Here is a 13,004-nt window from a genome sequence, read left to right on the forward strand (position 1 = left end):
CATTTTTGGTATTTATTATCATTGCGGCCTGGATTCTTTATAAAGATGGCAGGCTACAGAATGACCTTTCTCAACTTCTGCAAACTTAGGCACTGTGGTCTCACAAATATCCATTTTAAATGGACAGCGTGTATGGAACCTGCAGCCGCTCGGCGGATTTGCCGGGCTCGGCACATCTCCTTTTATAACCACTTGTTCACGGGTAAAATCCGGATCCGGCACAGGAACTGCGGACAACAGGGCTTGTGTATAAGGATGAAGCGGCTTCTCATACAACGATTCGCTATCGGCCAATTCCGCCATCTGGCCTAAATACATCACACCTACCCGATCGCTGATATGGCGAACAACCCCCAGATCGTGGGCAATGAAAATATAAGTAAGTTTCAGCTCTTTCTGCAAATCCTGCATCAAGTTGAGAACTTGCGCTTGAATGGATACATCGAGAGCCGATACCGGTTCATCGGCAATGATCAGTTTTGGGTTCGTCATCAACGCCCGGGCTATTCCGATGCGTTGGCGCTGCCCGCCGCTGAATTGGTGCGGATAGCGTTTGGCGTGGTAGCTGCTCAATCCGACGATTTCCAAAAATTCATGGACTTTCTTTTTGCGTTCTTTCGGATCCCCGATTTCATGGACATTCAACGGCTCCATCAGGATTTTTTCAATTGTATGGCGCGGATTCAATGAAGCGTATGGATCTTGGAACACCATTTGAATATCCCGTCTCATTTTTCGCATTTCCTGATTCGACAAATCGGTTAACTCTTTGCCATCGAAAAACACTTTGCCGTCTGTCGGCTCGAGCAGCCGCATCAGCATGCGGCCGGTAGTGGATTTCCCGCAGCCGGATTCTCCAACGATTCCCAGTGTTTCGCCTTCATGGACCACAAAGGAAACATCATCAACCGCTTTGACGTGGTTTTTCACTTGCCCTAAGACTCCCGACTTAATCGGAAAATACTTTTTTAAGCCTTCAACTTTTAACAACGGTTCGGTCATGAGCCTGAACCTCCTTCGGATCAAATAAGAAGCAGCGGGTTTGGTGGTCATCCGCCGTCTGGTAGAGGTCAGGATTTTCGTTCAAGCAGCGGTCAAAAGCAAATTCGCATCTTGCGGCAAATTTGCAGCCGGTCCGAATAGATCCCGGCTTCGGCACATTTCCTGGAATGGAATATAAACGCTCCTTTTTAAAACGCATATCCGGAACGGACTCTAATAGCCCTCTTGTATACGGATGCTGCGGATCTTTGAAAATGGTATGTACTGGCCCTTCCTCAACTACTTTTCCTGCATACATGACAATGACCCGTTCGCACGTCTCTGCCACAACCCCTAAATCGTGAGTAATCAATAAGACCGCTGTATTTAACGTTTCATTCAAGTTTTTAATTAGCTTTAAAATCTGGGCTTGGATGGTTACGTCCAATGCAGTAGTCGGTTCATCCGCGATCAAGACTTTCGGGTCGCACAGCAAGGCCATGGCAATCATGACACGCTGTCGCATTCCGCCAGATAACTGGTGAGGGTATTCTTTCATCAAATCTTCAGCACGCGGGAGGCCGACCAATTTCATCATTTCGACTGCCCGTTCTTGAATCTGTTTCTTGGACCAGTCGCGTTTATGGATTTTGATCGCTTCGCGCAGTTGGTCGCCGATCGTAAACAGCGGATTGAGCGATGTCATGGGCTCCTGGAAAATCATTGCGATATCATTCCCACGGATTGCACGCATTTTTTTCTCGTTCAATTTTGTTAAATCTTTATCTTGAAATAAAATTTCTCCTCCGGTGATCTTCCCAGGAGGGCTTGGCACAAGTCCCATAATTGATAGGGATGTAACACTTTTCCCGCATCCTGACTCGCCGACGATGCCGAGCACTTCGCCTTCTCGTATATGAAAATCAATATTGTCTACAGCTGGAACTTCTCCATCATCTGTGAAAAAAGAGGTCTTTAGGCCTTTCACGTCCAGTATGGTTTTTCGTTCTCTCATGGTGTCATCACCCCTCATATTCTCTATTTAAATCAGAAAATTCTATGTGTTTTTATTATACGTAATATTAGTATTATTGCAATAGCTTTTTAAGATATAAAGCTCTTTTTATGATACATATCAAAAAAAGACCCTCAAAATGATTGAGGGTCTAAAGAACTATCAATTAAAATGCTGAACTTGGAATAAATTATAGTACACTCCCTGTTTTTTCATCAGTTCATCGTGAGTGCCTCTCTCTTCTAATTTCCCGTGGTCAATTACGAGAATTTGGTCTGCATGGGTAATCGTTGATAAACGATGGGCGACAATCAAGGTCGTCCGGTCATGGGCTAACCGTTCCAAAGAATCTTGGATCAGCGCTTCACTTTCCAAATCCAGCGCAGAAGTCGCTTCGTCCAAAATTAAGATTGGCGGATTTTTCAGGAAGACGCGCGCAATGGCGATGCGCTGCTTTTGGCCGCCTGATAATTTCACGCCGCGCTCGCCCACTTTTGTATCGTAGCCGTTCGGCAGCATTTCGATAAAGTCATGCGCGTTTGCCGCTTTCGCAGCCGCTATGACTTCTTCATCGCTTGCACCCGGTTTCCCCATCAGGATATTCGATTTCACTGAATCACTGAAAAGGATGGAGTCTTGCAAAACCAAACCGATCTGGTCGCGCAGCGTATGGATGGTCACATCTTTCAGGTCATGATCATCCAACAAAATGGCGCCTTCCGTTACATCATAAAAACGCGGGATGAGCGAAACAATCGTCGACTTCCCGCCGCCACTCATTCCGACAAAGGCGACGGTTTCACCTGGCTTCACAGTAAAATTCAGATTGGAAAGCACTTCGGTTTCCCCGTTGTTGTAATGGAAGGAAACCCCTCTGAACTCAAGCTTTCCATCGACAACTCCTAAATCTTTCGCGCCTTCTTTATCGGTCACTTCGTATTCTTCATCGACCAGTTCAAAGACGCGGTCCATCGAAGCAAAAGATTGCGTCAAGGTAGTCGATGAATTGACCAGACGGCGAAGCGGATTGTAAAGGCGTTCGATATAGGCGATAAAGGCAACCATTGTCCCTAAAGAAAGATTCCCTTGGATGACTTGGTAGCCGGCATAGCCGATGACCAGTAAAGGTGCAATATCCGTTATTGTATTGACGACCGCAAATGCTTTGGCATTCCATTTTGTATGGTCTATCGCTTTTTCTAAAAATCCGTCGTTCGTTTCATCAAAAATCTTTTGTTCATGCTTTTCTAGCGCAAAGCTTTTAATGATGCTCATTCCCTGGACGCGTTCATGTAAATAGCTTTGCACATTGGCAAGTGCCTGCGAACGTTCCCGGGTCAGGTCTCTTAATCTTCCGAAGAAGTACTTGACGCTAAAGGCATAGAACGGGAATGCCAGGAGCGCTACGATCGTCAACGGAATATCCATCGTCAGCATGATGCCGATCGCGATTAAAATCGTCGCCAGATCCAGCCATAAATTCATTAGGCCGATCATGACGAAGTTTTTCGTCTGCTCCACGTCATTGATGACGCGTGAGATGATTTCGCCTGCTCGAGTATTCGCATAATAGCGCAGACTTAAGCGCTGCAGATGCCCGTAAAGGTGCTGCCGGATGTCGTACAGGATTTTATTGCTGACGTATTGCGCAAAATACTGCCGGTAGTATTCAATCGGCGGGCGCAGCAGAAAGAACAGGATGGCTGTCCCCCCTAGCCAAAGATACAGGTAGTTCAGTTTTTCATCGCTCGATAATCCTTCTGCTCCGATGATATCGTCAATGACAATTTTGATCAGCAGCGGAATGAATAAAGGAATCGCGAATTTAAAAATCCCAATAATGATGGTTAATGCAATTTGCCAGTAATACGGTTTTACAAATTGCATATAGCGTTTTGTCGGGCTCAATCTGTTCACTCCAATCTTTTCAAAATGAAAAACCTGTTGGCTGGCAACAGGTTTTCATTTTACTCAGTGAGCCGGTACTGCCTATGGAATTCATAGCGGCTCGTCCAAACTTCAATGAAGTCAGGGGCAAAGGGCCCTCTCCGCTGTTTGATCCAGCCAATCAATTTCTCCACGTTTCGATGGAGGATCTGGTCGATCACTTCCGGATAACCCATCTGCCGTTTATGATCTTCATATTCATCTTCGTCCAGCAAGGTGTACGACATATCAGGGAACACTTTAACATCCAAATCATAGTCGATATACTTCAATGATCCATTATTATAAACAAATGGAGAACTGACATTGCAATAATAATAAACGCCGTCGTCACGAAGCATGCAAATGATATTAAACCAATGCTCCGCATGGAAATAGCAGATGGAAGGTTCCCGCGTAATCCATGTTCTTCCATCGGATTCGGTCACCATCGTCCGCTCATTTGCACCAATTACGATGTTGTTTGTTCCTTTCAATACCGTTGTTTCTTGCCAGACACGGTGGATTCGGCCGTTGTGTTTGTAGCTGTGGATCTGTATCGTTTCTCCCTCCGTGGGAACCGCCATGTCTATCACACCTTTTCGTCTAAGCCGTTTATATATTTTCTGCTATTTCATCATTATATCAATCAATTCTGAAAACATACAGTAAAAAGACGGCTAGGCAATAGGCTTACAACATGACTGAGCGTCCACCGTCGACAATAATCGTTTGCCCGCGGATCATATCCGCCTGGTCCGAAATCAAGAATAACGCGGTTTTCACCATATCATCGATCTCTACCATCCGGCCGGCCGGCGTGTTGACGCGCGCATCATTCAGCAATTCTTCGCGGTTTGGAAAATGCTTCAGCGCTTCCGTATCCAGTGCACCACCGGAAACGGTATTAACCGAAATTCCTTTTGGCGCCAGTTCTACCGCCAAGTAGCGGGTAATGGATTCCACTGCTGCTTTTGATACACCAATAGTCGTGTAATTTTCCAAATAGCGGATCGATCCCAGCGAACTGACGCCGACGATTTTCCCGCCTTTGTCCATCAATTTCGCTGCTTCCTGAGCACCGAACAGCATGGCTTTCGCATTAATGTTCATCGTCCAGTCCCAATGGGATTCTTCGAGTTCCATAATCGGACGCAAAACGCCGGACGCTGCATTTGAAACGAAGACATCCAAACGCCCGAACTCTTCCTTGACCGTTTCGAACATGGCGCGCAATTTTTCAACGTCTCCGACATTCGCACGCACCAACAATGCTTTTTGCCCTCTCGCCTCGATTTCTTTCACCGTATCAAGTGCTGCACTTTTGCTTCGTGCATAATTGACCACAATATCATAGCCTTGCTCCGCAAGCGCAATGGCCAAAGCTTTTCCTAATCCCCGGCTGCTTCCTGTCACTAATGCCACTTTTTGTTCTGCCATCATCAAACATCTCCTTTTTGTAATAAAGCTGTTTTCATTTTCTGGGCCGGCCCTGCAATCGGAAGCAATTCCAATTCTTCAGCCGTCACCCATCTCATCTGGGCAGGCAACGTTAAATTTCCTGCTTTTGCTGTGTAAGCATCCACATTCCATGTTAAATGAGAAAACACGTGTTTAAAAGAAGTAAATTTTTCGACCGACTGCACTTCCCCTGCAAAACTTTCGGAAAGCTGCTCTTCGATTTCAAGCGGCAGCGTTTCCGCGGTCACTTCAAGCATCGGGAATTGCCACATATTTGCCAGCAACCCAGAAGACGGGCGTTTCTCCAGAAGCACTTTATCCTCTTTTTCGATTGCGAGCATCGCATATTGAGTGGCTTTCGTCTTTTTCGCTTTTGTCTTGATCGGCAATTCGTGCTGTTTGCCTTCATGGAAAGCAGCGCAATGTTCCCGCACCGGACAAAGCAAACACTTCGGCGAAGTCGGCGTACAAATCAGCGCTCCCAGCTCCATCAGCCCTTGATTGAAAGACGATGGATCTTCATGGCTGATGATTTCCATCACGGCTTCTTCGAAAATTTTCCGGGTTTTCGGTTTGGCGATATCTTCTTCGATCAAGAGAATTCTCGACAAGACGCGCATCACGTTTCCGTCGACCGCATGTTCCGGCACACCGTAGGCAATGCTGAGAACGGCACCGGCCGTATAAGGGCCGACGCCTTTTAAGGATGAAATGTCTTTCCGGTTTGACGGAACTATCCCACCGTATTTTTCGGCCACTTCTTGGACTCCGGCCTGAAGATTTCGTGCGCGTGAATAATAGCCGAGCCCTTCCCATTGCTTTAGGAGAACTTCTTCATCGGCTTCTGCCAGATCGTATAAAGTGGGAAATTTTTCGACAAAGCGGGTATAGTATGGAATAACGGTATCCACCCGGGTTTGCTGCAGCATGATTTCAGAAATCCAAATTTGGTAGGGGTCGGCTGTCCGGCGCCACGGCAAATCGCGTTTCTCCGCTGCAAACCATCGGATCAGATCTTGTTGAAATTCGTTTTTATTGAATTCGATGGCGGTTGCCTCCATTCAGTTTGATTATTCGCTTTTAATAGCGGGTATATATAGATATAATATGCGGTCTTTTGCTGCATTTAGACGTTTTTATTTGATCAGAAAGGGGGCGCGCCTATGGACACAGGAACGCATATTGTTATGGGAATAGCCCTGGGCGGCCTTGCCATGGCAGACCCGGCAGTCGCCGGCAGCGCCATTACAACCACAGCAGTTATTGCCGGAACCATCATCGGTTCACAGGCGCCGGATATCGACACGGTTCTTAAACTTAGAGACAACGCGGTCTATATCCGCCACCACCGGGGAGTGACCCATTCCATACCGGCCGTTTTGCTCTGGCCGATTTTAATTTCGGGCGCTTTATGGCTGATTTTTCCGGAAGCCAATCTTCTCCACTTATGGCTTTGGACGTTTTTGGCGGTATTCTTGCATGTATTTGTCGACATCTTCAATTCCTATGGAACACAAGCACTGCGGCCAATTTCCAATAAATGGGTTGCACTCGGCGTCATCAATACGTTTGATCCCATCATTTTTGGGGCGCATCTGCTCGCTCTGATGTGCTGGGCATTTGGGGCACATCCTGTATGGACTATGGCGATATTGTACAGTGTCCTGTTTTTCTATTATGTAGCCCGATTTGCGGTCCAACATGCCGTCAAAAAAGCGGTTCAGCATACCATTCCGGGAACGACGCATATCATTGTCGCCCCGACGATGCGCTTTTTTCAATGGCGCATTGCGGCTGATACGGCTACCCACCATTATGTCGGCCGTGCTTATGGGCGTTCAATCAATATCTATGACAAGTTCATGAAAAAGCCGCTGCCGGACTCCAACCTATTCCAGGCAGCCATGAAAGACAAAAATCTGGCGGCTTTCGTTTCTTTTTCTCCGCTGTACCGCTGGGAAATTACAAAATACGATGCCATTTATGAAGTGCGCCTGATTGACCTTCGCTACCGGAGCAATGATTATTATCCGTTTGTGGCAGTCGCCCATCTCGACGAAAAATGCAAAATCCTCAATTCTTATACGGGCTGGATCTTCAGCGAAGATAAGTTAAGGAAAAAACTCGACTTTAGCCATAACTAGCTTTCCATAGAAAAAACGCACACAGCTCTGTGTGCGTTTTTTTAGTCTTCTAGAAGATGTGCGTATTTGGGATTCGTCCCGGCGAATTCATGGATTTTATCGCCGTAGCTTGAAATCCATTGGCGAATGACTTTTTCCACTACTGCTGTCCCTTGGTAGTCATAGCCTGCTTTTGCATAAGAGGCTTCAAAATCCGAAACGAGCAGCTCAATCCAAGTCCGTGCTTTTTCTTCTGAAAGATTCGTATTTTTTTCAAGCAATTCTATCACTAGCTGGTCAATGATTTCGTTCATTGGCTTACTTCCCTTCCTTTAACGGCCGCAGCATAGAAATTGGCAGCGCTTCTGTATGCTTTTCTCCACCCATCCGGTAGCCCCAAGCAAACCGGCCCTTCAAATAGTCGATTTGGAAATAGACGTTCGGATCTCCTTCGATGCGGTAGACTTCGCCTTTTTTGAAGTCTTTTGGATCCATCAAGTAAGCAGCCGCCATTACCGCTTTTCTCTCCAACACGGCAAATTCGTTAATGATGCCCAATTGCTCCGCTTTTCTCGCTTTTTCTTTCAGTTTGGCAATTTCATTGCGCAATTCATTTTCATCCATTTGGCTATAGCGTTTTTCATCCGTCATTTTCTTGCTCCTTTTTATCCAAGTAGTCATTGATCACTTCTGCTGGAAAGCCTTTCTGGTAAAGGCCCTGCTTCACTTTTGATTTCAAATCGTAGCCGGTCAATTTATGGCTATGCTTCCGCCATAGTTTATCGCCTTGTTCATTAACAATATCAGTCCACTGGTCGTCATCTTTTTCAAGCTCCAGCTCTTCAATGGCTTGGCTGATTAGCGTATAGGAATACCCTTTTCTCATCAGGAAATCACTGATTTTCTGCTTTACTTGGCTCGGGGTTTTCATTTTTTCTTTCGCGGCAATTTTTTCGGCGAGCCCTCTCGCAATTTCAAGCTGCTCTTCTTCGGTGTAGGAATCTAAAACTTCTTTTTGCATCTGTTTATCAATCCCTTTCTTTTGCATATCCTGCTGGATGGCACGCGGCCCCTTTTTGCCTGAATTCATCTGGGTCCGCATCAATGCTTCTGAAAAAGCCCGATCGTCGAGGAACTTATGTACATAGAGCTTTTTGATCGCTTCATCTATGACTGCTTCCCCATACTCTTTTTCTTTCAGTTTGGTCCGCACTTCTCCTTCGCTTCGCATACGGAAGCCAAGGTAATGAAGGGCTGTATTGTAGGCTTTGCGAATTTGGTCTTCGAAAGCCATTTCTTCAATTGTCCATTGGTCCAGTTCTTTCCCTTTGGTGAGCTGATACCTAACAAGTACCGCTTCATCGACACTGAATGCAAATTTATCCTCAAAGAAAATATTATACCTTTCGGGATTCTTTTTGCCTTGCGTGATTTTCGAAATAATCGGCATTTACCGGCACCTCTCTTCCTTCATTATTATACCCTTTTGAGCGCTTAAATGCATGGATTGTGGGTACTATAGGAGAAACAGGAGGGATGATGATGAAGATAGCAATTACAGGCGGATCAGGCTTTGTCGGCAAAGAGTTGACAAGGCTTTTCCATACGGGCGGACACATCGTCTACATTTTGACCCGAAACCCGAAACCTTCTACACCGAACACGAAGTATATCGAATGGCTTAAATCCGGAAGTTCGCCTGAACGTGAACTTGAAGGAATCGACGCGATCATTAACCTTGCCGGCAGTTCGATCAATGACGGACGGTGGAGCGACCAGCAAAAAAAAGAAATTTACAGCAGCCGCATCGAATCTACGCACGAACTGATCCGCATTATCGACCAATTGAAGAAAAAGCCGCAAGTCTTGATCAATGCAAGCGCCATCGGAATTTATCCGGCTTCCACAACGGTCACTTATACAGAAGCATCAGGCGACAGAGGGGATGACTTCCTGGCAAAAACGGTCATCGATTGGGAAAAGCTCGCAGACCACGCTTCTTCTTATGGCGTAAGAGTGGCATTTGCGCGGTTTGGCATCATTCTCGGCGAAAAAGACGGCGCTCTCCCGTTAATGGCTTTGCCATACAAACTATTTGTCGGCGGTACGGTCGGCAGCGGCAAACAATGGCTGTCGTGGGTCCATGTCAAAGATGCGGCAAGAGCCATTCAATTCGCCATCGACACTCCTGAACTTACAGGGCCTTTCAACGTCACCGCCCCAAACCCGAAAACGATGAAAGATTTCGGCAAGCACATTAGCAAAACCTTGAATCGGCCTCATTGGATCCCGGTCCCCGGATTTGCCTTGAAGGCAGTTCTTGGCGATAAGAGCCGGCTCGTTCTTGAAGGCCAGCGCGTTCTTCCAAAAGTCCTCGAGCGGCACGGATTCCAATTCAGCTTTCCTGATCTGCAATCGGCACTGGCTGATATCTACAAATAAGACTATAATGAAGGGATGATTACAAAAAGGACGTGAAAAAATGAACGATAAACCCATAATCGAGGAAGGCCAAAAATTCCCTTTGACGATTAAACGGCTAGGAATCAACGGTGAAGGCATCGGTTTTTTTAAACGCAATGTCATTTTTGTCCAAGGCGCATTGCCTGGAGAAGAAATCACCGCACAAGTCACGAACATCAAACGGAATTTTGCGGAAGCCCGCATTTTAAAATTGCGCAAACCTTCTCCCCATCGCCAGACGCCGCCTTGTCCGATTTACGATTCATGCGGCGGCTGCCAACTGCAGCATATGACATATGGCCAGCAATTGGTTGAGAAAAGAGATTTGGTCGTTCAAGCATTGGAGCGCTATTTAAAAGGGATCCCTGTCCAAGTCGAAAAAACGATTGGCATGGAAGACCCGTGGTATTACCGCAATAAAAGCCAGTTCCAAACACGCTTGAAAGGAAACCGCGTAATTGCCGGGCTGTTTGAAGAAGGCTCCCATCAATTATTGGACATTGAGCAATGCATCGTCCAACACCCGAATACGACACGCATCACGAATGACGTGAAGCGCGTATTGGAGGATTTGAAAATTCCAATCTATGACGGCAAAACGATGAAAGGCATCATCCGGACGATCGTGGTCCGGACAGGCGTGGAAACCGGCGAAATCCAAATCGTCCTGATTACGACGCGTGCTAAAATTCCACAAAAAGAATTCTTAGTGGAACTTCTTCAAAACTTGGATCCAAAAATCGTGTCCATCGTGCAAAATGTCAATAAAGAAAAAACTTCTTTAATTTTTGGCGAAGAGACTTTCACCCTTTACGGCAAAGACACGATTCATGAGAAACTCGGCGAATTGTCTTTCGACCTCTCCGCCCGGGCTTTCTTCCAATTGAATCCGATCCAGACCGTGAACCTCTATAATGAAATTAAACGCGCCGCTGATCTGACAGGCACCGAATCCGTCGTTGACGCGTATTGCGGCGTCGGAACGATTGGAATGTGGCTCGCTGACCGCGCCAAGGAAATACGCGGCATGGACTTGATTCATGAAAGTGTGGTAGATGCGAAAGCGAACGCGAAAAAATCAGGCTATACCGCGAAATACGTGACCGGCAGTGCAGAGAAATGGCTGGAAACCTGGCGTACGGACGGCTATACGCCTGACGTATTGACAGTGGATCCACCGCGCACAGGGCTTGGCGACTCATTGATCCAAACCATCTTGAAGGTGAAGCCGAAGCGTTTCGTCTACACGTCTTGCAACCCTTCTACGTTAGCGAAAGATTTGCAGCAGCTGACGAAAATCTACAAGATCGAATACATTCAGCCGGTCGACATGTTCCCGCAAACCGCCCAGGTGGAATCGGTGACAAAGCTGGTACTAAAATAAGAAAACGGACGCTGAACACCAAAAAAGGCACGGAAGCCATAAAAGCTTCCGTGCCTTTAATATGTTGGAAAAGATAGAAATGGAAAAAAATCAATTTAAAACTCGCTATTCCGCAGTCAACCGCTGCGAAGCGGTTGACTGCGGAATAGCGAAGTTGATCGCTCCTGCGACGAGCTCACGCAGGAGCAAGTGTTTTAAAACGATGCTTTTTAAAAACATCGTCTCCCTGTTTAGCTCTATATCTTTAGGGAGTGTTCCAGCACCGGCGCGGTTCCGGACAGGGTGGAGCAATAAGACGAGTGGGTTTCTCGGCTTATTGCGGGAACGCTGTCCATAGCGCCGCAGTGCGGCTTCCAGGAGCAGATGCTCTCATCTAATTAATTTCTCTACAATCTGAAGGCACGGAAGCTATAAAGCTTCCGTGCCTTTTTCCATTTAACTAAACTCTGCTTCCGGTTCTTTTTTCTTTCCGCCGAACAGGAGGATAACCAGGAAAATGACGAGCAATATGGCGGCGATCAATAACAGGAAACTGAGTCCCCCCGAATGCTGGACAAAAAGTCCGCCTAAAAACGGGCCGGTCAAACTCCCGATGCTGAAGGCGATGCCGCAAAGCAAATTGCCGGTCGGAAGCAAATCTTTTGGCATCAAATCCGCCATAAATGAAATGCCCAGAGAAAACGTGGATCCGACAAACATTCCCGCCAAGGCAAAAAATCCAACAGTAACCCAGGCATAAGCTTCGAAAAAGCTGCCGATGCCAAACACAAGAGCACCGCCGGACAAAGCGACGATCAACACATTCCTTCTGCCGTAACGGTCGCTTAAACTTCCGAGCGGCAATTGCGTGGCAATGGCGCCTAAAGAAAACGCAGCAAGCATGATCGAAACCATTCCGACATCAATCGATTGCCTTAACGCGTACACAGGATAAATGGAATTTAAGGAAGCTTCCAAAAAACCGTAGCCGAGCGGCGGCAAAAATGCGACCCAAGCGATGACCATCGCCGCCTTAAAACGCCCAAGAGTTCCCGTGCTCGCCATGCTACCGCTTGAAACTTCCGGAAAATCATTTCTTAACAAGAACACCAGCGACCAAGCAATCAGGCAAAGAACGCCTGAAATGATGAAAGGCAGCGCTTCAAAAATATTGACCAATGGCACAAACAAAGGCCCAGCGCCAAACCCTACACTAAAAGACATGCCGTAGATGGCGATATTCCTGCCTAAACGGTGCTGAGGCGAAAAACTCGTAATCCATGTTTGGGTGGAGAAATGCAGTGCCTGGTCCCCGACGCCAATCAATACGCGCAAAATAAACCAGAACAATACGCTTTTCCATAAAGGAAATAAGAAAAGCGAGGCAATTACCAGTCCGCCGCCGAGGAGAATCAACGGCTTATAGCCGAATCGCCGCAATTGCGGTTCCATGAAAGGCGCGATAATCAACGTTCCTATGTACAGTCCCGTAGCGCTGAGGCCGTTTAAAGTTGAGGAGATGCCGTCCTGCTCAAAAATAACGGCAATCAGCGGCAGCAGCATGCCTTGGGAAAAACCCGAAATCGATACGATGGCGACCAATATCCAGAACCTGGCGCGGTCGCTTTTTACAAATGTTTTCATTGGTGCCTCCTTGATAATGCGCGTTCAT

13 protein-coding genes are annotated in these 13,004 nt (G+C 46.8%); 3 read left to right on the plus strand and 10 right to left on the minus strand.

The annotated features are described in order from the left end of the window. Positions 1–18: 18 nt before the first annotated feature. From BN1080_RS12280 to mutY, 6 genes are all read right to left on the minus strand, one after another. Positions 19–1,002, minus strand: coding sequence for an ABC transporter ATP-binding protein (locus tag BN1080_RS12280; protein ID WP_052652376.1), 984 nt, complete (start codon positions 1,000–1,002; stop codon positions 19–21). Then, positions 977–1,996, minus strand: coding sequence for an ABC transporter ATP-binding protein (locus BN1080_RS12285; RefSeq protein WP_052652378.1), 1,020 nt, complete (start codon positions 1,994–1,996; stop codon positions 977–979). Before BN1080_RS12285 ends, BN1080_RS12280 begins: the two co-directional genes overlap by 26 nt. A 162-nt stretch (positions 1,997–2,158) precedes the next feature. After that, positions 2,159–3,904, minus strand: coding sequence for an ABC transporter ATP-binding protein (locus BN1080_RS12290; protein ID WP_052652380.1), 1,746 nt, complete (start codon positions 3,902–3,904; stop codon positions 2,159–2,161). Between the two features lie 59 nt (positions 3,905–3,963). Next, positions 3,964–4,509, minus strand: coding sequence for a nucleoside tri-diphosphate phosphatase (gene ntdP / locus BN1080_RS12295; protein ID WP_052652382.1), 546 nt, complete (start codon positions 4,507–4,509; stop codon positions 3,964–3,966). A 106-nt stretch (positions 4,510–4,615) separates the two neighbouring features. Continuing rightward, entirely contained in the window at positions 4,616–5,362 is a 747-nt protein-coding gene (gene fabL, locus BN1080_RS12300) for an enoyl-[acyl-carrier-protein] reductase FabL (protein ID WP_052654602.1), read from the minus strand. A 2-nt stretch (positions 5,363–5,364) separates the two neighbouring features. After that, entirely contained in the window at positions 5,365–6,444 is a 1,080-nt protein-coding gene (mutY, locus tag BN1080_RS12305; protein WP_110925636.1) for an A/G-specific adenine glycosylase, read from the minus strand. Between the two features lie 102 nt (positions 6,445–6,546). On the opposite strand from mutY, the gene BN1080_RS12310 reads away from it, so the two are divergent. Beyond that, positions 6,547–7,527: a metal-dependent hydrolase gene (locus BN1080_RS12310; RefSeq protein WP_052652384.1), complete on the plus strand. Its 981-nt coding sequence runs from the start codon at positions 6,547–6,549 to the stop codon at positions 7,525–7,527. Between the two features lie 41 nt (positions 7,528–7,568). Here the strand turns inward: BN1080_RS12310 and BN1080_RS12315 are convergent, their stop codons facing one another. The 3 genes from BN1080_RS12315 to recX are packed head-to-tail and all read right to left on the minus strand — an operon-like array spanning position 7,569 to position 8,956. Then, the gene (locus tag BN1080_RS12315) at positions 7,569–7,820 is read right to left on the minus strand and encodes a YfhJ family protein (protein ID WP_052652388.1); all 252 of its coding nucleotides are present in this window, start codon (positions 7,818–7,820) and stop codon (positions 7,569–7,571) included. A gap of 4 nt (positions 7,821–7,824) precedes the next feature. Continuing rightward, positions 7,825–8,157 (minus strand): YfhH family protein, encoded by a 333-nt coding sequence (locus BN1080_RS12320; RefSeq protein ID WP_052652390.1) that lies wholly within the window; start codon positions 8,155–8,157, stop codon positions 7,825–7,827. Further along, a complete protein-coding gene (gene recX, locus BN1080_RS12325) occupies positions 8,147–8,956 on the minus strand; it encodes a recombination regulator RecX (protein WP_052652392.1) in 810 nt (269 codons plus the stop codon). The genes BN1080_RS12320 and recX overlap by 11 nt, the downstream gene beginning before the upstream one ends. A 92-nt stretch (positions 8,957–9,048) precedes the next feature. Between recX and BN1080_RS12330 the strand changes: the two genes are divergently transcribed. Beyond that, entirely contained in the window at positions 9,049–9,948 is a 900-nt protein-coding gene (locus BN1080_RS12330; protein WP_052652394.1) for a TIGR01777 family oxidoreductase, read from the plus strand. A 40-nt stretch (positions 9,949–9,988) separates the two neighbouring features. Next, positions 9,989–11,353, plus strand: a complete 1,365-nt coding sequence (rlmD, locus tag BN1080_RS12335) for a 23S rRNA (uracil(1939)-C(5))-methyltransferase RlmD (RefSeq protein ID WP_052652396.1) — start codon at positions 9,989–9,991, stop codon at positions 11,351–11,353. A 435-nt stretch (positions 11,354–11,788) separates the two neighbouring features. Here the strand turns inward: rlmD and BN1080_RS12340 are convergent, their stop codons facing one another. Then, the gene (locus BN1080_RS12340) at positions 11,789–12,976 is read right to left on the minus strand and encodes an MFS transporter (RefSeq protein ID WP_052652398.1); all 1,188 of its coding nucleotides are present in this window, start codon (positions 12,974–12,976) and stop codon (positions 11,789–11,791) included. Positions 12,977–13,004: the final 28 nt, after the last annotated feature.

This window comes from Planococcus massiliensis (genome assembly GCF_000821325.1).
Lineage (GTDB): Bacteria > Bacillota > Bacilli > Bacillales_A > Planococcaceae > Planococcus > Planococcus ruber.

Coding starts and splice junctions, on each gene's coding strand:
- BN1080_RS12280 (WP_052652376.1), bottom strand. CDS start 1,002: ATGACCGAACCGTTGTTAAAAGTTGAAGGCTTAAAAAAGTATTTTCCG.
- BN1080_RS12285 (WP_052652378.1), bottom strand. CDS start 1,996: ATGAGAGAACGAAAAACCATACTGGACGTGAAAGGCCTAAAGACCTCT.
- ntdP (WP_052652382.1), bottom strand. CDS start 4,509: ATGGCGGTTCCCACGGAGGGAGAAACGATACAGATCCACAGCTACAAA.
- fabL (WP_052654602.1), bottom strand. CDS start 5,362: ATGGCAGAACAAAAAGTGGCATTAGTGACAGGAAGCAGCCGGGGATTA.
- mutY (WP_110925636.1), bottom strand. CDS start 6,444: ATGGAGGCAACCGCCATCGAATTCAATAAAAACGAATTTCAACAAGAT.
- BN1080_RS12310 (WP_052652384.1), top strand. CDS start 6,547: ATGGACACAGGAACGCATATTGTTATGGGAATAGCCCTGGGCGGCCTT.
- BN1080_RS12315 (WP_052652388.1), bottom strand. CDS start 7,820: ATGAACGAAATCATTGACCAGCTAGTGATAGAATTGCTTGAAAAAAAT.
- BN1080_RS12320 (WP_052652390.1), bottom strand. CDS start 8,157: ATGACGGATGAAAAACGCTATAGCCAAATGGATGAAAATGAATTGCGC.
- recX (WP_052652392.1), bottom strand. CDS start 8,956: ATGCCGATTATTTCGAAAATCACGCAAGGCAAAAAGAATCCCGAAAGG.
- BN1080_RS12330 (WP_052652394.1), top strand. CDS start 9,049: ATGAAGATAGCAATTACAGGCGGATCAGGCTTTGTCGGCAAAGAGTTG.
- rlmD (WP_052652396.1), top strand. CDS start 9,989: ATGAACGATAAACCCATAATCGAGGAAGGCCAAAAATTCCCTTTGACG.
- BN1080_RS12340 (WP_052652398.1), bottom strand. CDS start 12,976: ATGAAAACATTTGTAAAAAGCGACCGCGCCAGGTTCTGGATATTGGTC.